General features: G+C 72.8%; 19 protein-coding genes. 17 read left to right on the top strand and 2 right to left on the bottom strand.

Going from position 1 to position 19658, the window contains the following annotated elements:
• Positions 1 to 17: 17 nt before the first annotated feature.
• From FGW37_RS15295 to FGW37_RS15285, 3 genes are all read left to right on the top strand, one after another.
• Positions 18 to 1187, top strand: a complete 1170-nt coding sequence (locus FGW37_RS15295) for an aminotransferase class I/II-fold pyridoxal phosphate-dependent enzyme (protein WP_179081547.1) — start codon at positions 18 to 20, stop codon at positions 1185 to 1187.
• 393 nt (positions 1188 to 1580) lie between these two features.
• Entirely contained in the window at positions 1581 to 2102 is a 522-nt protein-coding gene (locus FGW37_RS15290; RefSeq protein ID WP_179081546.1) for a DUF2617 family protein, read from the top strand.
• Positions 2103 to 2155: 53 nt separating this feature from the next.
• Positions 2156 to 3739 carry a polyamine aminopropyltransferase gene (locus FGW37_RS15285; protein ID WP_179081545.1) on the top strand — a complete coding sequence of 528 codons (1584 nt, stop codon included), beginning with the start codon at positions 2156 to 2158 and terminating at the stop codon, positions 3737 to 3739.
• 37 nt (positions 3740 to 3776) lie between these two features.
• On the opposite strand, the gene FGW37_RS15280 is transcribed toward FGW37_RS15285, so the two are convergent.
• Positions 3777 to 4655, bottom strand: coding sequence for a helix-turn-helix domain-containing protein (locus tag FGW37_RS15280; protein WP_179081544.1), 879 nt, complete (start codon positions 4653 to 4655; stop codon positions 3777 to 3779).
• A 118-nt stretch (positions 4656 to 4773) separates the two neighbouring features.
• On the opposite strand from FGW37_RS15280, the gene FGW37_RS15275 reads away from it, so the two are divergent.
• The 13 genes from FGW37_RS15275 to FGW37_RS15215 all read left to right on the top strand — a co-directional run bounded on the left by FGW37_RS15275 (position 4774) and on the right by FGW37_RS15215 (position 16997).
• Positions 4774 to 5433, top strand: coding sequence for a DsbA family protein (locus FGW37_RS15275; protein ID WP_179081543.1), 660 nt, complete (start codon positions 4774 to 4776; stop codon positions 5431 to 5433).
• Between the two features lie 86 nt (positions 5434 to 5519).
• The gene (locus FGW37_RS15270; RefSeq protein WP_179081542.1) at positions 5520 to 6170 is read left to right on the top strand and encodes an NAD(P)-dependent oxidoreductase; all 651 of its coding nucleotides are present in this window, start codon (positions 5520 to 5522) and stop codon (positions 6168 to 6170) included.
• A gap of 85 nt (positions 6171 to 6255) precedes the next feature.
• Positions 6256 to 7059, top strand: a complete 804-nt coding sequence (locus FGW37_RS15265; protein ID WP_179081541.1) for an SRPBCC domain-containing protein — start codon at positions 6256 to 6258, stop codon at positions 7057 to 7059.
• Between the two features lie 82 nt (positions 7060 to 7141).
• The gene (locus tag FGW37_RS15260) at positions 7142 to 7963 is read left to right on the top strand and encodes an aldose epimerase family protein (protein WP_179081540.1); all 822 of its coding nucleotides are present in this window, start codon (positions 7142 to 7144) and stop codon (positions 7961 to 7963) included.
• Between the two features lie 4 nt (positions 7964 to 7967).
• Positions 7968 to 8510 carry an orotate phosphoribosyltransferase gene (gene pyrE, locus FGW37_RS15255; protein WP_179081539.1) on the top strand — a complete coding sequence of 181 codons (543 nt, stop codon included), beginning with the start codon at positions 7968 to 7970 and terminating at the stop codon, positions 8508 to 8510.
• A gap of 218 nt (positions 8511 to 8728) precedes the next feature.
• On the top strand, positions 8729 to 9751 hold the full coding sequence (gene fbaA / locus FGW37_RS15250) for a class II fructose-bisphosphate aldolase (protein WP_179081538.1): 1023 nt from the start codon (positions 8729 to 8731) through the stop codon (positions 9749 to 9751).
• A gap of 138 nt (positions 9752 to 9889) precedes the next feature.
• Complete coding sequence (locus FGW37_RS15245; RefSeq protein ID WP_179081537.1) at positions 9890 to 11401, top strand: MFS transporter; 1512 nt, start codon at positions 9890 to 9892, stop codon at positions 11399 to 11401.
• A 73-nt stretch (positions 11402 to 11474) separates the two neighbouring features.
• Positions 11475 to 11888, top strand: coding sequence for a DUF3151 domain-containing protein (locus FGW37_RS15240; protein ID WP_179081536.1), 414 nt, complete (start codon positions 11475 to 11477; stop codon positions 11886 to 11888).
• 225 nt (positions 11889 to 12113) lie between these two features.
• The gene (locus tag FGW37_RS15235; RefSeq protein ID WP_179081535.1) at positions 12114 to 12941 is read left to right on the top strand and encodes a tryptophan 2,3-dioxygenase family protein; all 828 of its coding nucleotides are present in this window, start codon (positions 12114 to 12116) and stop codon (positions 12939 to 12941) included.
• 7 nt (positions 12942 to 12948) lie between these two features.
• Positions 12949 to 14160: a kynureninase gene (gene kynU, locus FGW37_RS15230; protein ID WP_179084715.1), complete on the top strand. Its 1212-nt coding sequence runs from the start codon at positions 12949 to 12951 to the stop codon at positions 14158 to 14160.
• On the top strand, positions 14157 to 14948 hold the full coding sequence (locus FGW37_RS15225) for an alpha/beta hydrolase (protein ID WP_179081534.1): 792 nt from the start codon (positions 14157 to 14159) through the stop codon (positions 14946 to 14948). The genes kynU and FGW37_RS15225 overlap by 4 nt, the downstream gene beginning before the upstream one ends.
• A gap of 67 nt (positions 14949 to 15015) precedes the next feature.
• Positions 15016 to 16341, top strand: coding sequence for a sensor histidine kinase (locus tag FGW37_RS15220; RefSeq protein WP_425506533.1), 1326 nt, complete (start codon positions 15016 to 15018; stop codon positions 16339 to 16341).
• Positions 16338 to 16997, top strand: a complete 660-nt coding sequence (locus FGW37_RS15215) for a response regulator (protein WP_058047518.1) — start codon at positions 16338 to 16340, stop codon at positions 16995 to 16997. Before FGW37_RS15220 ends, FGW37_RS15215 begins: the two co-directional genes overlap by 4 nt.
• A 60-nt stretch (positions 16998 to 17057) precedes the next feature.
• Here FGW37_RS15215 and FGW37_RS15210 read toward each other — a convergent pair whose 3' ends face one another.
• On the bottom strand, positions 17058 to 18068 hold the full coding sequence (locus FGW37_RS15210; RefSeq protein WP_246430402.1) for a diacylglycerol kinase family protein: 1011 nt from the start codon (positions 18066 to 18068) through the stop codon (positions 17058 to 17060).
• 265 nt (positions 18069 to 18333) lie between these two features.
• Here FGW37_RS15210 and FGW37_RS15205 point away from each other — a divergent pair, with 265 nt between their 5' ends.
• On the top strand, positions 18334 to 19620 hold the full coding sequence (locus tag FGW37_RS15205; protein WP_179081532.1) for an adenylosuccinate synthase: 1287 nt from the start codon (positions 18334 to 18336) through the stop codon (positions 19618 to 19620).
• Positions 19621 to 19658: the final 38 nt, after the last annotated feature.

Raw genomic sequence — 19658 nt, 5'->3', positions numbered from 1 at the left:
CAGGGAAGCGGGATCGCATGAACAAGGACTGGAGCCCGGCCGCACGGGTGCAGGGCCTCGGCACCTCGGTCTTCACGGAGATGACGGAGCTCGCGCGGCGCACGGGGGCGGTCAACCTCGGCCAGGGCGTGCCGGAGTTGCCGTCTCCGCCCGGTTTGCTGAAGGACGTCTCGGCGGCGGTCCTGGCGGGCAGCAACCAGTACCCGCCGGCCGCCGGTTTCCCCGCGCTGCGCGAGGCGGTCGCGGCGCACCAGTCCCGGCGCTACGGGCTGGAGTACGACCCGCAGGACGAGGTGCTGGTGACGACGGGGGCGACGGAGGCCCTCGCCTCGGCGCTGCTCGCGCTGTGCGACCCGGGCGACGAGGTGCTGGCCTTCGACCCCTGCTACGACGCCTATCCGGCGGGCGCCCGCTTCGCCGGCGCGAAGGTCGTCGGGGTCCCGCTCGCCGAACAGGACGACACCTTCGTGCTGGACGCGGACGCGCTGGCGGCCGCCGTCACCCCGCGCACCCGGGTGCTGATGCTCAACGCCCCGCACAATCCGACGGGCAAGGTCTTCACCTCCGAGGAGCTGGGAGTCATCGCGGCGCTGTGCCGCGAGCACGGGCTGACGGTGGTGACGGACGAGGTGTACGAGCACCTCGTCTACGACGGCGTGCGGCACGAGACGATCGCCGCGCTGGAGGGGATGCGCGAGCGTACGCTGACCATCTCGTCGGCGGGCAAGACGTTCAACGTGACCGGCTGGAAGGTCGGCTGGGTATGCGGGCCGGCGGAGCTCGTCCGGGCGGTCGGCGCCGCCAAGCAGTTCCTCACGTACGCCTCCGGCACGCCCTACCAGGAGGCGCTCGCGCGGATGCTGGGCGGCGTGGAGGAGTGGGCGGCGGAGCTACGGTGCACGCTGCAGCGCAATCGCGACCTGCTGAGCCGGGGGCTGGCGAGCGCCGGATTGCGCCCCTATCGCGCGGAGGCGGGGTATTTCCTCCAGGCGGACATCCGCGCGTGGGGGTACTCGGACGGCGTGCGATTCTGCCGTGAACTCCCGACGCGCGCCGGGGTGGTGGCCATTCCCACGGCCGCCTTCAATCTGCGCCCCGATGCGCCGTCCTATCTCGTGCGTTTCTCGTTCTGCAAGCGTGAGGATTCGGTGATTTCGGCTGTGGAGAAGCTGGTGAACGCCGCCTGAACCAGCCCGGCCCGCGGATTTGCGGTCGTCCCATGCTTGATCGCATATGCGTCCGGCGGGTTCTGCCGAGCCCGCCGGACCGCAAAGATTCTGAACAGTTGAACTGCTCGGCCCTCGCGTGGATGGAAAGCACGATGAGATGGGTAAAAACGCTGTGGGCGCTGCTCATTTCATGATTCCCTCTCATTCAGGGACACGTGTCGGGACGACGACTCCCCGGCAGGCTCCGCCGGAGGCTGCGGGGAATCCCGTAATCACTGTCCCCGGACCCACGGAAACAGCTCATATGTGGGCATGAGCCGGCGCACTCGAAGACTCTGGTCCTCGTCCGAAGACTCTGGTCCTCCCCGGCGGGCCGGCCCACCCTCCACTGCGTGCTTGCGGAGCCGACCCATGCTCACCACCCTCAAGACCACCTACACCGACACCCGTGCCGCCGACCTCGCCTGGTGCCTGGGCAAGGACCCCCTGCCGGCGCTGGCCGTGCTCGACCTGCAGCTCGCCGACTCCCAGGTCCAGCTGCGCCTGCTGGGCGCCTCCCACCAGGTCCTGCTGGAGGAGGGCGACGGCGTCTGCTCGGAGACGGTCGCCTGCCTGCCCGGCAGCGCCACCCCGCTGCCGCTGGGGGTCGCCAAGCGCATCGGGGCCTGGGAGTACGAGTTCGCGGCCCGGATAGAAACGCTCTCGCAGGGCTCCTTCGCGGGCCGTGCGCAGGAGCTTCTCGCCCTGGTCGCGGAGCACCCCTACGGCCTGGCGGGCACCTTCCCGGGCAGCCCGCACGCCTTCACCGCGCTGCTCGCGCAGCGGTGCGACGGCCAGGTCAGCTGGCGCACCTGGCACGCCTACCCCCAGGAGGGGCGGCTGGTCGCGACGCGGACGAGGGTGGGGGCACGGACGGCGGCGGCCCTCTCGTAATTGACCCTTGTGGGTGACAAAGGGTTGCCGTTTCGTAACGTAGCGTTCGCAACATGATCTACCGCCCGGTACCGGCGCGGCTGCCCGTACCGGCCGGGCTCGGCCGCTTCGTGGTGCTGACCACCGTCTTCGTCTGCGCCGCCTGCGGGCTGGTGTACGAGCTGGAGCTGGTCGCGCTGGCCTCGTATCTCATCGGCGACTCCGTCACTCAGGCGTCCGTCGTGCTGTCCGTCATGGTCTTCGCGATGGGCATCGGCTCGCTGCTCGCCAAGCGCCTGCGCGGGCGCGCCGCCCTGGGCTTCGCCGCGGTCGAGGCCGCGCTGGCGCTCATAGGCGGCTTGTCGGCCATGGCGCTCTACGCCTGCTTCGCCTGGTTCGGCCAGGCGCGGCCCGCCCTGGTCGGCTTCTCCCTCGCCATCGGCGTGCTCATCGGGGCCGAAGTGCCCCTGCTGATGACCCTCATCCAGCGCATCCGCCGCCAGGACGCGGGCGGCGCCGTGGCCGATCTCTTCGCCGCCGACTACGTGGGCGCACTCGTCGGCGGCCTGGCCTTCCCCTTCCTCCTCCTGCCCGTGCTCGGGCAGTTGACGGGCGCCCTGCTGACCGGCGGTGTCAACGCCGTCGCCGGCGGCGCCCTCGTCCTGTGGCTCTTCCGCGGTGACCTGAGCGTCCGCACCCGCTGGGCCCTCGTCGCCGCCAACGGCCTCGTCCTCGCGCTCCTCGCCACCTGCTCGGCCCTCAGCGGCCCCTTCGAGCGGGCCGCGCGCCACGCCGTCTACGGAGGCGACGTCCGCGTGGCCGTCCAGTCGGGGGTCCAGGAGGTCGTCCTCACCGGCGGCGGCGCGAGCGGCAAGCCGCTCTCCCTCTTCCTCGACGGCCGCCTGAGAGTCAACAGCAACGACGAATTCCGCTATCACGAAGCCCTCGTCCACCCCGCGATGCACGGCCCGCACCGCAGGATCCTCGTCCTCGGCGGCGGCGACGGCCTCGCCGTCCGCGAGATGCTGCGCTACGGGGACGTCGCCTCGGTGACCGTCGTGGAAATCGACGCGACCGTGCTGCGCCTGGCCCGCACCGACCCCGACCTCGTCGCCCTCAACCACGCCGCCTACCGCGATCCGCGGGTGCGGCTCGTCACGGGCGACGCCTTCGAGTGGCTGCGCTCCCTCCCGCCCGGCGAGGCCTCTTTCGACGTGGTCGTCTCCGACCTCCCCGACCCCGGCATCACCCCCAGCACCAAGCTCTACTCCCAGGAGTTCTACGGCCTGGTGGAGCGGTGGCTGGCCCCCGGCGGGCGGCTCGCCGTCCACGCCGGCACGCTCGGCTCCCGCCCCCGCGCCTTCTGGACGGTCGATGCGACGATCCGCTCGCTCGGGCTGCACAGCAGGCCCTACCGGGTCGAGGGCAGCGGCTTCTCCGGCGGCCCGGACCGCGTCCCCGCGCGCAGCGGCAAGGACGAGGACTGGAGCTTCCTCCTCGCCGCCCGGGAGCCGCTGCCGCTGCAGCTCCCGCCGGTGCGGCCCCCTTTGCTCTCCCTCGACCGCGAAGGCCTGGCGGCGGCCGGGCGGTCGGCCGAGCGCAGCCGCGAGGCGGGGCTGCGGCCGTCGACGCTGATGCATCCGCGGTACGGGGAGTGAGGGCTGTTCGGGGACGGCTAAGGCTGTTCAGGGACGGTTACGCGGTGCCGCGCATGCGGCTGCGGAAGGCGCCCGGTGAACACCCCTCCCGGTGCTGGAAGAACTTGGAGAAGTTCGCCGCGTCGTCGAAGCCGATCCGGCCCGCGATCCGGGCCGCGGGCAGCCCGCTGTGCGCGAGCAGCCGCTTGGCCTCCAGCATCACCCGCCGGTCGATGAACTCCTTGGCGCCGACCCCGGCCGCGGCCGTCGTCGCGCGCGACAGGGTCCGGGAGGAGTAGCCGAGCGCCCGGGCGTAGTCGGCGACCCGGTGGCTGGTGGCGAACTCCCGCTCGATCGCGGCCCGGAAGCGCAGGAAGGCCTCGCCCGGAGTGGGCATCCTGCTGCCGGCGGGGGCCGTCAGGTGCGCGAGCCGCAGCACCAGCACGGACAGCAGGTGGCGCAGGACGTCGGTGTGCACGTCGGCGGGCAGGCCGGCACCCGTGCGGAAGTCCGCTTCGAGGTGGCCCACGGCGCAGAAGACGGCCTCGCGGTCCTGGCCGACCGGCTGCCACACCACCGGCCGGAAGGGGTCGTCCGCCACCGCCGCGACGGGGCTGCCGGGCGGCAGGAAACCGGCCTGGACGAGGACGACCGTGCCCTCGATCCGCTCCGGGTCGCCGAACTGCTGCACCTGCCCGGGGCGCACCCACAGCAGCGAGCCCTCCTCGAGCCAGTGGCCGGTGAAGTCGACGGTGTGCGCGGTCGCGCCGGAGCGGACGGCGACGATCTGGTGGAAGTCCAGGCGCTGCGGGGTGCCCAGGAGGCCCTCGGGGGCACGGGTGCGCAGCTCGGCCACCGACATCACCTCGACGCCGGCGGGCGTGCCGGGCGGGGCCTGGTAGGCGAGCTCGATGATGTCGTGTCGCTTTTTCACCATAGTGAGACGCGAGCTTACCTGTTTATGGGCGAAAAACGCGTTTAGCGTGGTCGTAACGCACAAGACAGTGCGGGCCGTACGCACAAGCAGTGCGGCCGAGAGAAATGCAGGGACGGAAATGGCACGGCAGAAAGACACCGCACAGCAGAAAGACACCGCACGGCACCAGCTCACGTACGCCTTCGACGCCTACTGCGGCTGGTGCTACGGCTTCGGCCCCACCATCCGGGAATTCGCGGAGGCGAATGCCGACCGCATCGAGCTGACGGTGCTCAGCGGCGGGCTGTTCACCGGCCCGCGTGCGCAGCCGGTGTCCGCATATCCCTACATCCCCCAGGCGGACGCCCGGATCGGCGAACTGACCGGCGCGGTCTTCGGCCCGGGCTACGCCGAGGCCTTCGCCGACGGCACGGCCGTCCTGGACTCGGCCGCCGCTGCCGCCGCCCTCGCCGCGCTGCGCGAGCAGGCCCCCGAGCGGACACTGGAGTTCGCGGGTGCACTGCAGCGCGCCTGGTACGTGGACGGGCGGAGCCTGTCCGACCCGGAGACGGTGCGGGCGGTCGCCGCCGGGCTCGGCGGTGTGGACGCCGACGCGGCCGTCGCGGCGTTCGCCGACCCGGCCACGCGGCGCGCGGCGGAGGCGGAGTTCCGGGAGGTCCGGCGGCTGGGTGTCGACAGCTTCCCGACGCTGCTGCTGCACACGCCCGGCGGGCTGCGGCGGCTCGGCGGCCCGACGACCAGCGCCCGCGGGCTCACCCGCGCTCTCGACCAGCACTGATCCCCCCGCTTCACCAGCACCGATCCACCCCCACCCCCCCCACTTCAGCAGACTTCTGCACCTGCACATCTGAGGAGAAGAACCCCATGGCGAAGATCGCCCTCTTCGGCGCCACCGGCACCATCGGCAGCCGCGTCCTGCGCGAGGCCCTCGACCGCGGCCACCAGGTCACGGCCGTCGTCCGCGACCCCGCGAAGGTCACCGAGAAGCACGAGAACCTGTCGGTCGTCACCGGTGACGTCCTCGACCCCGCGTCCGTCCAGGCCGTGGCCGAAGGGCAGGACGTCGTCGTCAGCGCGGTCGGCGGCGGCGACGGCCCCGGGCACGTCGCGACCATCGCGCCCGCGGCGAAGTCCCTGGTGGCCGGCGTGCGCGCCCTCGGCGACACGGCACCGCGGCTGATCACGGTCGGCGGTGCGGGCTCGCTGCGCACCCCGGACGGCAAGCAGGTCTGGGACGCCGAGGGGCTGCCCGAGTTCCTGCTGCAGATCATGCACGCCCACGGTGACGCCCTGGACTACTACCGCACCGTCACCGACGTGCGCTGGACCAACCTCAGCCCCGCGGCTCTCATCGAGCCGGGCGAGCGCACGGGCACGTACCGCACGGCCCTGGACGACCTCGTCGTGGACGGGAACGGCAAGTCGCGGGTCTCCGCCGAGGACTACGCGGTGGCCCTCGTCGACGAGGTCGAGGAGGCGAACCACATCGGCGAGCGCTTCACGGTCGGCGACTGAACGGCGGGCCCTCCGGGCGGTGGTCTCCACGAAAATCCGCCCGGAGAGGCCCTGGTGAGGGGACCGGTGGGTAGGCTCGCTTGATATGGAGCATGAGGTGTTCGTCCCGTTCCCCGTCGAGGCGGTGCGCCGGGTCCTCGCCGACCCGGCGCGGGTGGCCCGGTGCGTTCCCGGCCTGCACCAGGACAGTGCCGATGCCTCCGGTGAGACCGTCGCCGGGCGGCTGAGGCTGCGCATAGGCGGCTCGACCATCACCTACCGGGGCCACCTGCGGCTGACCGAGCGGGAGGGTGCGTACGAGCTCTCCGGCGAGGGCGCCGAGGTGCGCGGCACCGGCACGGTGGCGCTGACGCTGCGCGGCGTGCTGGTGGCGGCGCCCGGCGGCGCGCGGCTGACGTGCGCCGGGGCGGTGACCACCGGCGGCCGGCTGGCGGAGTTCGACGAGAAGACCGCGGAGGCCACCGCACGGCGGCTGCTGGACCGTTTCGCCGCGGCCCTGGTGGAGGAGCTGCGCGAGGACGCCGAGGAGGCGGCCGGCGGCGGCCCCCGGCTGGAGGGCGGCAGCGTCTTCGACACGGCCGTCCCGCCGCCGTCCCTCGACCCGTCGGCGGACGACGACCTCGCGGACGACCTCGCCGACGACGACCTCGACGAGGACGACGTGGATGACGACGAGCCGCCGGCCGAGGCCGCGCACGCCCGCCGCACGATGATCGGCCGCAGCGCCGAGGAGGTCGACCACGCGCCGCCGCGCGGCCGCTACGCCCCCGTCCCGGCACCGGAGGCCGCCTCGGCGACGGCGACCGCCCTGCGGTGGGCGGCCCCCGCCGCGGCCGTGGCGCTGGCCGGGGCGGTCGTGGTGGGCCGGGTACTGCGCCGGCGACGGTAGACGGGGCGAACCCGAGCCGAATCAGCCCGGCTGGACGGCGTGCACCCGACGATCCATCAGGCCACCCCATAGGCTCGGCCCCGTGACCAACGACGCACGTGACGCACGTACAGACGACGGCACCGTCCGTCTCAAGGCCGGCGACGCCGAAGCCACCGTGGACCCGGCGCACGGCTGCCGCCTGACCAGCCTCCGCATCGGCGGGACCGAACTCCTGCGCCAGGGCGACAAGTACGGCTGCTTCCCCATGGTCCCGTGGTGCGGCCGGATCGAGCTGGGGCAGTTCCGCAACGGCGGCGAGCGGCACCAGATGCCCGTCAACCACCCGCCGCACGCCATCCACGGCACCGGCCGGGACACGGCCTGGCGTACGGCCCGGGCGGACGACTCCTCCGCGGCCTTCACCTACGACCTCGCCGCCCCCTGGCCGTACCCCGGCCGGGTCACGCAGCTGGTCGAGCTGGCCCCCGACGCCGTCACCCTCACCATGGGTGTGGAGGCGGCGAGCGACTCCTTCCCGGCGCAGGTCGGCTGGCACCCCTGGTTCCTGCGGAACCTCGGCACCGGTGAGGACGTACGCATCGACTTCACCCCCGGCTGGCAGGAGGAGCGCGGCGACGACCACATCCCCACCGGCCGCCGTATCGACCCCCTCCCCGGCCCCTGGGACGACTGCTTCGGGATGCCCGACGGCGTCGACGTGACCCTGACCTGGCCCGGTGCCCTGGAGCTGAAGGTGGCGAGCCGCACCGAGTGGGTCGTGATCTACGACGAGCAGGAGGCGGCCGTCTGCGTCGAGCCGCAGTCCGGCCCGCCCAACGGCCTGAACACCCTGCCCCGCCTCGTCACGCCGATCGACCCGCTGGAGATCTCCACGACGTGGACCTGGCGGACGCTGGCCTAAGCTCATGGGCATGAGCACGCGTGACGCCCTGCTGCAGCAGATCAAGGACAAGGCCGTGGTCCACGGCAAGGTGACCCTCTCCTCCGGCAAGGAGGCCGACTACTACATCGACCTGCGCCGGATCACCCTGGACGCCGAGGCCGCGCCGCTGGTCGGCCAGGTCATGCTGGACGCCACGGCCGACCTGGACTTCGACGCCGTGGGCGGGCTCACCCTGGGCGCCGACCCGGTGGCCACGTCGATGCTGCACGCCGCCGCCGCGCGCGGCCGCAAGCTGGACGCCTTCGTCGTCCGCAAGGCGCAGAAGACCCACGGCATGCAGCGCCGCATCGAGGGCCCGGACATCAAGGGCCGCCGCGTCCTGGTGGTCGAGGACACCTCGACCACCGGCGGCTCCCCGCTGACCGCCGTCGAGGCGGCGCGCGAGGCGGGCGCGGAGGTCGTCGCCGTCGCGACGATCGTCGACCGCGGGGCCGCTTCCGCGATCGAGGGCGCCGGCCTGCGCTATGTGACGGGCTACTCGCTGGGGGACCTGGGTCTGTCCTGACGCTGTCCTGACCTGCTGTTTCTTTACGGCGTCCAGGTCCGGGGGTGCGGTTTCACGTGAAACCGCACCCCTTGCGCATGCCCGGGCTCATATGAGCGTGGCGGGCCTCATGTGGAGTAATCCGGGGAGTCTGGGAGTATGGGGGCGACGATGACCGTCGCCCCCTAGGTCAGGGCCCCGAATCACGCCCGTACCCGCACATCACAAGGAGCGGACAGATGCCCATCGCAACCCCCGAGGTCTACAACGAGATGCTCGACCGGGCGAAGGCAGGCAAGTTCGCCTACCCGGCCATCAACGTCACCTCGACGCAGACCCTCCACGCCGCGCTGCGCGGTTTCGCCGAGGCGGAGAGCGACGGCATCATCCAGATCTCCACCGGTGGTGCGGAGTTCCTGGGCGGTCAGTACAGCAAGGACATGGTCTCGGGCGCCGTCGCGCTCGCCGAGTTCGCGCACGTCGTCGCCAAGAAGTACCCGGTGAACATCGCGCTGCACACCGACCACTGCCCGAAGGACAAGCTGGACGGCTACGTCCGCCCGCTGCTCGCGATCTCCCAGGAGCGCGTCGCCGCCGGTCAGAACCCGCTCTTCCAGTCCCACATGTGGGACGGCTCCGCCGAGAAGCTCGACGAGAACCTCGCCATCGCGAAGGAGCTCCTCGCCGAGGCCGTGAAGGCGAAGATCATCCTCGAGGTCGAGATCACCCCGACCGGCGGCGAGGAGGACGGCGTCTCCCACGAGATCAACGACGACCTCTACACCACCGTCTCGGACGTGGAGCGCACCGCCGAGGCGCTCGGCCTGGGCGAGAAGGGCCGCTACCTGCTGGCCGCCTCCTTCGGCAACGTCCACGGCGTCTACAAGCCGGGCAACGTCGTGCTCCGCCCCGAGCTGCTCCGTGACCTGCAGGACGGCATCGCCGCCAAGCACGGCAAGGCCGACCCGTTCGACTTCGTCTTCCACGGCGGCTCCGGCTCCACGGAGGAGGAGATCCGCACCGCGCTGGAGAACGGCGTCGTGAAGATGAACCTCGACACCGACACCCAGTACGCCTTCACCCGTCCGGTGGCGGCCCACATGTTCAAGAACTACGACGGTGTCCTGAAGGTCGACGGCGAGGTCGGCGACAAGAAGACCTACGACCCGCGCACCTGGGGCAAGCTGGCCGAGGCGAGCATGGCCGAGCGCGTCACCAAGGCGTGCGCGGACCTGCGCGCCACGGGCACCAAGCTGAAGTAACGGGCACCGGGCCGAAGTAACGGCCGCCCGTACGGCTTCCAGGGCCCGGCCCCGCTCACCGAGCGCGGCCGGGCCCTTCGCGTGGCCGCGCCGGGCCTTCGCGTGGCCGTGTGCGCCCGGCCGGGGGATGATCGCGCCATGAGCGACTCCGCACCGGAACCCGGGCGCGGGCCCGCGGTGCGGCTGGGCACCGCCACGGGGCGCGCGGTGCTGCTGACGGCCGTCCTCGGCTCGGGCATGGCCATGCTCGACAGCACCGTCGTCAACGTCGCCCTGCCGCACATCGGCCGGGACCTCGGCGCGGACCTGGGCGGCCTGCAGTGGACCGTCAACGCCTACATGCTCACCCTCGCCGGCCTGATCCTGCTGGGCGGTGCGCTGGGGGACCGCTTCGGCCGGCGCCGGATCTTCGTCGTCGGCGTGGTGTGGTTCGCGCTGGCCTCGCTCCTGTGCGGGATCGCCCCGACCGCCGGGGTGCTGATCGCAGCGCGCGCCCTGCAGGGCATCGGCGGCGCGCTGCTCACCCCCGGCTCGCTCGCCCTCATCCAGGCCGTCTTCCGGCCCGAGGACCGGGCCGCGGCCGTCGGCGCGTGGTCGGGGCTCGGCGGGGTGGCCTCCGCGATCGGCCCGTTCGTCGGCGGCTGGCTGGTGGACGGACCGGGCTGGCGCTGGGTGTTCCTGATCAACCTGCCGCTGGCGGCGGTGTGCGTACCCGTGGCCGTGAAGTACGTACCGGAGACGCGCGACCCGAACGCGGGCGGCAGGTTCGACGTGCTCGGCGCGACTCTTGGCGCACTCGCCCTCGGTGCGGTGACGTACGCGCTCATCGCCGCCCCCGACAAGGGCGCCTCGCCCTGGGTGATCGGCCCCGCCGTCGCGGGCGTCCTCCTGGGCGTCGCGTTCTGCCGGGTGGAGGCTCGCAGGCCCGACCCCATGCTGCCGCTGGAGATCTTCTCCGTCCGCCTGTTCTCGTCGATCAACGCGGTGACGGTCTTCGTGTACGCGGCCTTCAGCGGCTTCTTCTTCCTCTCCGTGCTGCAGCTGCAGGTCGTGCTGGGCTGGTCGGCGCTCGCGGCGGGCACGGCCCTGCTGCCCACGACGGTGCTGATGCTGCTGCTGTCGGCCCGCTCCGGGGAGACCGCCCAGCGCATCGGCCCGCGCCTGCCCCTCGCGGCCGGGTCCCTGCTGTGCGCCGTCGGCATGGTCCTCATGGTCCGCGTCGACCGCGGCGCCTCGTACTGGGCGGACGTCCTGCCGCCGCTCGTGGTCCTCGGTCTGGGCATGACCGCGCTCGTCGCCCCGCTCACGGCGACGGTCCTGGCCTCCGTGGACGTGGGCCGCGCCGGCCTGGCCAGCGGCATCAACAACGCGGCCGCCCGCGCGGCGGGCCTGGTCGCCGTGGCCGCACTGCCCCTGCTGGTGGGCATGGGCCCGGACGCCTACCGCGACCCCGAGGCGTTCGGGGACACCTTCCGCAAGGCGATGTACTGGTGCGCGGGCTCCCTGGTGCTGGCCGCGCTCCTGGCCTGGTTCACGGTCCGCTCCACGTGCCTGCGCGCCCCCAAGCCCACCGGCGAACGGCCCTGCCACCCGGAGGCCGCCTACCACTGCGGCACGGCCTCGCCGCCCTTGGACCCGGGGGACGCGTGAGCGGGCGCCCCGCAACGCGAAAAGCCCCGGTGCCCGGTAACGCAAAGCGCAGCGGAAGGGCAGACTGGAGCGCATGTCCATTCACGAGAACCTGCTCGGGGGACCGCCCCCGACCCACCTGCCCGACGACCCGGAGCCGCGCGAGCTGCTCGCCTCCGGGGCGGCTCCCGCCGAGGTCGCCGCGAAGTACCCGGCGTCCTCGCTCGCGTGGGCGCAGCTCGCCGACGAGGCGTTCGAGGCCGGCCGGGTCGTGGAGTCCTACGCCTACGCCCGCACCGGCTACCACCGCGGCCTCGACGCACTGCGCCGCAGCGGCTGGAAGGGCCACGGCCCGGTCCCCTTCGAGCACGAGCCGAACCGCGGCTTCCTGCGCGCGCTGCACGCCCTCGCGCGGGCCGCGCAGTCGATCGGCGAGCAGGAGGAGTACGAGCGCTGCTCCACCTTCCTCCGCGACAGCTCGCCCACGGCCGCCAACACCCTGGGCTGACCGACGCGTCGGCACGGGCACGGCACCACCACGGCCGGAACGCCCCGCACCGCGCGGGGCGTTCCGGCTGTCCACCCCGCGGTGTCTCCGGGGCCTCCCCGGGTCCTCTCCGGGCCCTCCCGGGGCCTCCCTGGGTTATCCACAGCCCTTGCCGTGACCGCTTCCCTGACCGCATGATCGCCGCAGTGGCCCGGCGAACCCGGGAGCGACGGCAGGGGAGACGAGATGACTTCCGACCCACAGGACACCGCACCAAACCTGCACTTCACCGGCACCACCCCGTACGAGGACTATGTGCGGGCCTCGGTGCTCAGCAATCTTCAGGAGCCCCTCTCCGAGGATCCTGGGGAGATGGCCTTCCTCGTCACCACCCAGGTGATGGAGCTCTGGTTCACGGTCATCGTGCACGAGTGGGAGACCGCGGCGCGGGCCCTGCGCGATGACGACCTGCCGGTGGCGATGGCCGCCCTGAAGCGGTCCACGTACGAGCTGATGTCGCTCAACGCCTCCTGGGAGCCGCTGGCCCACCTCACCCCGTCCCAGTTCAACGCCTTCCGCTCGGCCTTGGGCGACGCCTCCGGCTTCCAGTCGGCCATGCACCGGCGGCTGGAGTTCCTCCTCGGCGACAAGTCCGCGGCCATGCTCGTGCCGCACCAGGGCGCGCCGCAGGTCCACGCCGAGCTGGAGAAGGCGCTCTACGCACCGAGCCTGTACGACGAGGTGTTGCGCCATCTCGCGCGCCGCGGCCACGAGATACCCGAGGCCGTCCTCGGCCGGGACGTCTCCGAGCGGTATGCCGCCGACCCGGCGGTCGAGGTGGTCTGGGAGCGCATATACGCCGGTGACCAGAGCAGCCCGGAGTGCCGGCTGGGGGAGGCGCTGACGGAGGTCGCGGAGCTCGTCTGGCGCTGGCGCAACGACCATCTGGTCGCCACGCGCAGAGCCATGGGCGCCAAGGTGGGCAGCGGCGGCTCGCCGGGCGTCGCCTGGCTGGAGAAGCGGGCGCGGAAGAGCGTCTTCCCCGAGCTGTGGACGGCGCGCAGCCGTGTCTGAGGCGGTGATGCTCAAGGAGGCCGCGGCGCTCGACGCCGCCGACGGACTGGCCGCCGAGCGCGCCCGGTTCGACCTGGAGGAGGACTGCGTCTATCTGGACGGGAACTCCCTCGGCGCCTTGCCGCGCGGCGTCGCCGGACGGCTCGCCGACGTCGTCGGGCGCGAGTGGGGGCGGCTGCGCATCCGTTCCTGGGAGGAATCGGGCTGGTGGACGGCCCCGGAGCGGGTCGGTGACCGCATCGGCCGCTTGGTCGGAGCCGCCCCCGGACAGGTCGTCGCGGGTGACTCCACGAGTGTCAACGTCTTCAAGGCCGTGGTGGCGGCGATCCGCCTGACGGACACCGGGTCGCGGGACGAAGTGCTCGTCGACGCCGCCACCTTCCCCACCGACGGCTACATCGCCCGCTCCGCCGCCCGCATGACCGGCTGCCGCATCCGTGCCGTCGACGCCGCGGACATGGCCCGCGAAGCCGGCCCCCGCACCGCCGTCGCCCTCGTCAACCACGTCGACTACCGCACCGGCCGCCTCCACGACCTCCCCGCCGTCACCGCGGCCGTCCACGCGGCCGGCGCCCGCACCGTGTGGGACCTGTGCCACAGCGCAGGCGCGCTCCCCGTCCACCTCGACGCCGCCGGGGCGGACTTCGCCGTCGGCTGCACGTACAAGTACCTGAACGGCGGCCCCGGCGCGCCCGCCTTCCTCTACGTGCGCCGTACCCTGCAGGACCGTTTCGACTCCCCGCTCCCCGGCTGGAACTCCCACGCCGACCCCTTCGCCATGGACCCCGCCTACGCGCCCGCCGACGGCGCCGTCCGCGGCCGCGTCGGCACGCCGGAGATCCTCTCCCTCCTCGCCCTCGACGCCGCCCTCGACGTCTGGGACGGCGTGGACCTCGAGGCCGTCCGCGCCAAGAGCCTCGCCCTCACGGATTTCTTCCTGCGCTGCGTCGAGGCGTACGTGCCGCGGGGCCGCGTCGAGTCCGTGACGCCCGAAGCGCACGGGGAGCGGGGCAGCCAGGTGTCGCTGCGCTGCGCCGCGGGCCCCGCAGGGGGCGCCGGTGACGTCATGGCGGAGCTGATCCGCCGCGGTGTCGTCGGCGACTTCCGCCGCCCGGACGTCCTCCGGTTCGGCTTCACGCCCCTGTACACGCGTTTCGCGGACGCCGAGCGGGCTGCGCGGGTGCTGGGGGAGGTCCTGGAAGGGACTCGGCAGCGGTGACGGCCGAAGAGGACGCCCTGTTCGGTCTGGCGTACGTCCCACCCGACGAGACCGTCTCCTACGGCCCCCACCCCGGCCAGGTCGTCGATTTCCACCTGCCGGCCGCCCCCACCGGCGTACGGGTGACGCTGCTGCACGGCGGGTTCTGGCGCGAGGCGTACGACCGCCGTCACCTCGCGCCCCTGGCGGCGGCCCTGGCCGCGCGGGGCGTGGAGGTCGCCCTGGCCGAGTACCGCCGCGTCGGCACGGGCGCGGGCGGAGGCGGCGGCTGGCCGCAGACCCTGGACGACGTCATCCGCGCCGTGGCCGTCCGCCTGCGCCCCGGCCGGCCCTCCCGGCACGTGCTCGCCGGCCACTCGGCGGGCGGGCACCTCGCGCTGTGCGCGGCCAGTGGGTACGTCCCGCTGGCCGGTGTGGACGCCGTCGTCGCCGTGGCACCGGTCGCCGACCTCGCCCGCGCGCGGGAGCTGCGGCTGAGCGGGGGCGCGGTGGACGACTTCCTGGGTGGCGAGGATCACCCGGAGGCGGATCCGGTCCTCCGGGGCCCTGCCCGCGTCCCGGTCACGGTCCTCCACGGCACCGCCGACGCGGACGTCCCGGTCGCCCTCTCCCGGGCCTACGCCGCGGCGGCGATGCGGCACCCCGGGGCGGACGTCACCCTGCAGCTCCTCCCGGGCGTGGGCCACTACGCTCCCGTGACCCCGGACACACCGGCCTACGGCGCGCTGCTGACGGCGCTGGGGCCGGGAGCCGCCGTAGTCCCCCTTCCAGGACGGCGTCCGTCTTAAGGAGGACACCGAGAGATCCCCATTCATGGGGACGTCCTACGAATCGCCGTTGCCTACGGTTGATGGTGTGACCGACACCTATGAGCCCCGCCTGCGCAGTGAGATGCGAATAGTGAGAGGCGCCCTCGACCGGCTCCGCGAGGACCTCTTCCACGACGCCTTCGCCTTCCGGCCGCTGCCGCCGCTCGCCGCGGACCACCGGCTGGTCCGGGTGCTGCCCCGCCGTGCCGCCCGGTACGCCCGGTGGTTCCCGCACGCCGCTCTCGCTGCCTTCACCGGTCTGGTCATGCTCGCCACGGTCTCCCACGAGGGCGGCCCGGTCGGCATCGTCGCGGCGCTGCTCGTCGGCGTGCCGATGCTGATGACGCTCTTCCGGCCGGTCGGCGCCTGGTGGCTGTCCACCGGGGTGATCCTCTGCACCAGCGTCGCGCTCGGTCCGTGGAGCCCGGCGGCGCTCTTCTCCCACCTCTTCGTCATGATGGTCGTCACACTGCGGACCCGCCCCCGCGTGGCGGCCGAGATGTGGCTGCTGACCGCGGCGACGGGGATTTTCACCGGAGTGTTCCTCCAGGCCTTCCACCCGTACTACTCCCTCAGCGGCGACATGTTCCAGATGATGCTGCTCTCCGGGGTGCTGCTCTTCGCCGTCGCCGCGGTCCGCGGCCTGCGCGAGACCAAGCAGCAGGTCGCCGCCCAGGTGGCCGTCACCGAGGTCGAGCGCTCGCGCCGCACCGTGCTGGAGGAGCGCACGACCATCGCCCGGGAGCTGCACGACGTCGTGGCGCACCACATGTCGGTCGTCGCCATCCAGGCCGAGGCCGCCCCGTACCGGGTCCAGCCCACCCCTCCCGAGCTCGCGGCCGCGTTCCAGACGATCCGGGAGAACGCCGTGGCGGCGCTGACCGAGCTGCGCCGGGTCCTCGGCGTCGTGCGCTCGGAGAACCCCGACGCGTTCGCCGACCCGGAGGCCCCGCAGCCCACGCTCGAAGCGCTCCCGGGCCTGATCGAGAACGTCCGCTCCGCGGGTCTGTCCGTCGACCACGTGACGACGGGTGCCGTGCGGCCGCTGCCGCAGGGCGTGGAGCTGTCGGCGTACCGGATCGTCCAGGAGGCGCTCAGCAACGTCCTGCGCCATGCGCCGGGCGCCGGGGCGCGCGTCGAGGTCAGTTACGTCCTGGGCGGGCTCGGCCTGCGCGTGGTCAACGGTCCGCCGAACCGGCTGGCCAAGCCGTCCCCCGGCGCCGGCCACGGCGTCCTCGGGATGCGCGAGCGCGTCGCCATGCTCAGCGGCGAGATGACCGCGGAGGCGACGGACGAGGGCGGCTACGAGGTCGCGGCCTTCCTTCCGGTCGCTCCGGGTGGGCAGGGCGCTGCGGGCGAGGCTGCGGCATGACCATCCGCGTGATGATCGTGGACGATCAGATGATGGTCCGCGAGGGCTTCTCGGTCCTGCTGAACGCCATGCCGGACATCGAGGTCGTCGGCGAGGCCGTCGACGGCAGGCAGGCTGTGGAAAAGGTCGCCACTCTGCGCCCTGACGTCGTCCTGATGGACATCCGGATGCCCGTCCTCAACGGACTGGAGGCCACCCGGGAGATCATCGCCGCCGACGCGGACGCGAAGGTGCTGGTCCTGACCACCTTCGACCTGGACGAGTACGTCTACCAGGCGCTGCGGGCCGGGGCGAGCGGCTTCCTGCTGAAGGACGCCTCGGCGCGGCAGCTCGCGGACGGCGTGCGGGTGGTGGCCGCGGGGGAGGCGTTGCTGGCGCCGACGGTCACCAAGCGCCTCATCCAGGAGTTCTCCCGGCTGGGCGCGCCCAAGCCGCCCACGCAGGAGCGGGTCGGGGAGCTGACCGAGCGGGAGACGGAGGTGCTCGTGCTGGTCGCGCAGGGGCGCTCCAACTCGGAGATCGCCGAGCACCTCGTCGTCGCCGAGTCGACGGTCAAGACGCACGTCAGCCGCATCCTGGTGAAGCTCGGCCTGCGCGACCGCACGCAGGCGGCGGTCTTCGCCTACGAGGCGGGCCTGGTCACGCCGGGCGGCTGACCGCCGCGCGGCCCGTCGGGCCCGCCCCTGCCGGCCCTGCCTTCCGGGGCGGCGCCGGCCCTATCCCCGGGGCAGCACCAGCCGCCACCCCTCCGCGTGCACCGTCCACGTCCGCCTGCGGACCGGGCCTGTGAGGGTGTGGTCCGCCCGGTAGCGGAAGGCCGGGCCGGAGATCGTGATGCGGCGGGCCCGCCGGCGCCAGGGGCGGTCGGCGTCGTGGGTGTGGACGGTGAGTTCCGCGAGGCCGCCGTCCGCGGCCGCCACGGAGACGCGGGTGACCGGCTGGTCGAGGTCGGTGACGAGCACCCCGTCGGCCTCGATCCGCAGCCGGGTGCAGCCGGGCAGCGGGACGCGGCCGGCGGCCGCCGGACCGGTCAGCAGGGTGAGCGCGGAGCGGGCGGTGCGCGCGGCGGGGGACCACCACGGCTGGTGACCTTCGCCACTTCCGCCGACCACGCTTTCCGCGGTGGCGCAACCCGGGCCGGGAGCGGCGTCCACGGGCTCCACGGCCGTCGCGCCGCCCTCGCCCGCCTCCGCGGACCCGTTCGGCCCAGTCACCCCCGCCGGCGTCGCCCCGGCCGGTCCTGCGGGCCCCGCCGGCGCGTCCGTTTCGCCGCCGGGCCCGTAACCGCCCGGGACCCACAGCCCGCCGAGAACCACACCCCCGCCCTCGTCCACCAGTACGTCCAGACGCCGCTCAGTGCCGTCCAGGACGGCCCGGGCGGCGGCGACGGGCCCCAGGGGCACCCCGAGCGTCCGGGCCAGGGAGACGGCCGGCAGGGGCCCCACGGGGACGACGGACACCGGTATGTCGGCCAGCTCGCGGCGGCGCTGCAGGACGTTCACCACGTGCAGCAGGGCGCTGTCGTCGCCGATGACGACCGGCCGCCGCCGGCCGCGCCGGGCCAGGGCGCGCTCGACCTCCTCGGGCCCGTCCGGCAGACAGATTTTGGTCGCTGCGCCGCCGCGGAGCACGTCCCTCGCGATCCGTACGGACTCGCCGTCCACGCGGCGTGCGACCGGGTCGATGACCACGAGCAGAGCCTGCTCGCTGGGGTCTGGAGCCGACACCTCGGTCCTTCCTCAGGTGCTGTTTTTCCCGGGGCACGACCCCCGGGCCCCCGGTCGCGACCCGGGGCCCTGGGTCTTGCTGTTCGTCCCCCGAGCGAAATATTCGGTAATCTCTCGGTGCAAGAGCCCCTGTCGCTGTTGCGCCAGGGGCTTCGTCTATCCGGGGCACCGGTTCGACGGCTCTAGCGGTGGTGTACGCCCTGAGCAAGCGGGGTGACACCACCACGCACGTTGGACATGCCCCGCCCGGAAGGGGTGTACGCCTGTGCCCGCACTTGTGCTGCTCGGTGCTCAGTGGGGTGACGAGGGCAAGGGAAAGGCCACCGACCTCCTCGGTGGATCCGTGGACTATGTGGTGCGCTACCAAGGTGGCAACAACGCCGGCCACACGGTGGTCGTCGGCGACCAGAAATACGCACTGCACCTCCTCCCTTCCGGGATCCTCTCGCCGGGGTGCACCCCGGTCATCGGCAACGGTGTGGTCGTCGACCCGGCGGTCCTGCTCTCCGAGCTGAGCGGGCTGAACGAGCGCGGCGTCGACACGTCCAAGCTGCTGCTCAGCGGTAACGCGCACCTGATCACGCCGTACCACACGACGGTCGACAAGGTGACGGAACGCTTCCTCGGCAAGCGGAAGATCGGCACCACCGGCCGCGGCATCGGCCCGACCTACGCGGACAAGATCAACCGCGTGGGCATCCGCGTCCAGGACCTCTACGACGAGTCGATCCTGGAGCAGAAGGTCGAGGCTGCCCTCGACTTCAAGAACCAGATCCTGGCGAAGCTCTACAACCGCCGCGCGATCGACGCCGCCAAGATCGTCGACGAGCTGCTGGGCTACGCCGAGCAGATCAAGCCGTACGTCGCCGACACGACGCTGATCCTGAACAACGCCATCGACGAGGGCAAGGTCGTCCTCTTCGAGGGCGGCCAGGGCACGCTGCTCGACGTCGACCACGGCACGTACCCCTTCGTCACCTCCTCCAACCCGACCGCGGGCGGCGCCTGCACGGGTGCGGGCGTGGGCCCGACGAAGATCAACCGCGTGATCGGCATCCTGAAGGCCTACACCACGCGCGTCGGCGCCGGTCCGTTCCCGACCGAGCTGTTCGACAAGGACGGCGAGGCGCTGCGCACCATCGGCGGCGAGCGCGGTGTGACCACCGGCCGTGACCGCCGCTGCGGCTGGTTCGACGCGGTCATCGCCCGCTACGCCACCCGCGTCAACGGCCTCACGGACTTCTTCCTCACCAAGCTCGACGTGCTCACCGGCTGGGAGCAGATCCCGGTCTGCGTCGCCTACGAGATCGACGGCAAGCGCGTCGAGGAGCTGCCCTACAGCCAGAGCGACTTCCACCACGCGAAGCCGATCTACGAGATGCTGCCGGGCTGGACCGAGGACATCTCCAAGGCCAAGACCTTCTCGGAGCTGCCGAAGAACGCCCAGGCGTACGTGAAGGCGCTCGAGGAGATGTCGGGCGCACCGATCTCCGCGATCGGCGTCGGCCCGGGCCGCGACGAGACGATCGAGATCAACTCGTTCCTTTCGTAAGCGGTACGCACGCGCGCGTTGACGGCGCCCCGGTGGCC

The organism is Streptomyces rectiverticillatus (assembly GCF_013394065.1).
Lineage (GTDB): Bacteria > Actinomycetota > Actinomycetes > Streptomycetales > Streptomycetaceae > Streptomyces > Streptomyces rectiverticillatus.
The sequence above is the reverse complement of the archived record's forward strand: the minus strand, read 5'-3'. Positions and strand labels throughout refer to the sequence as shown.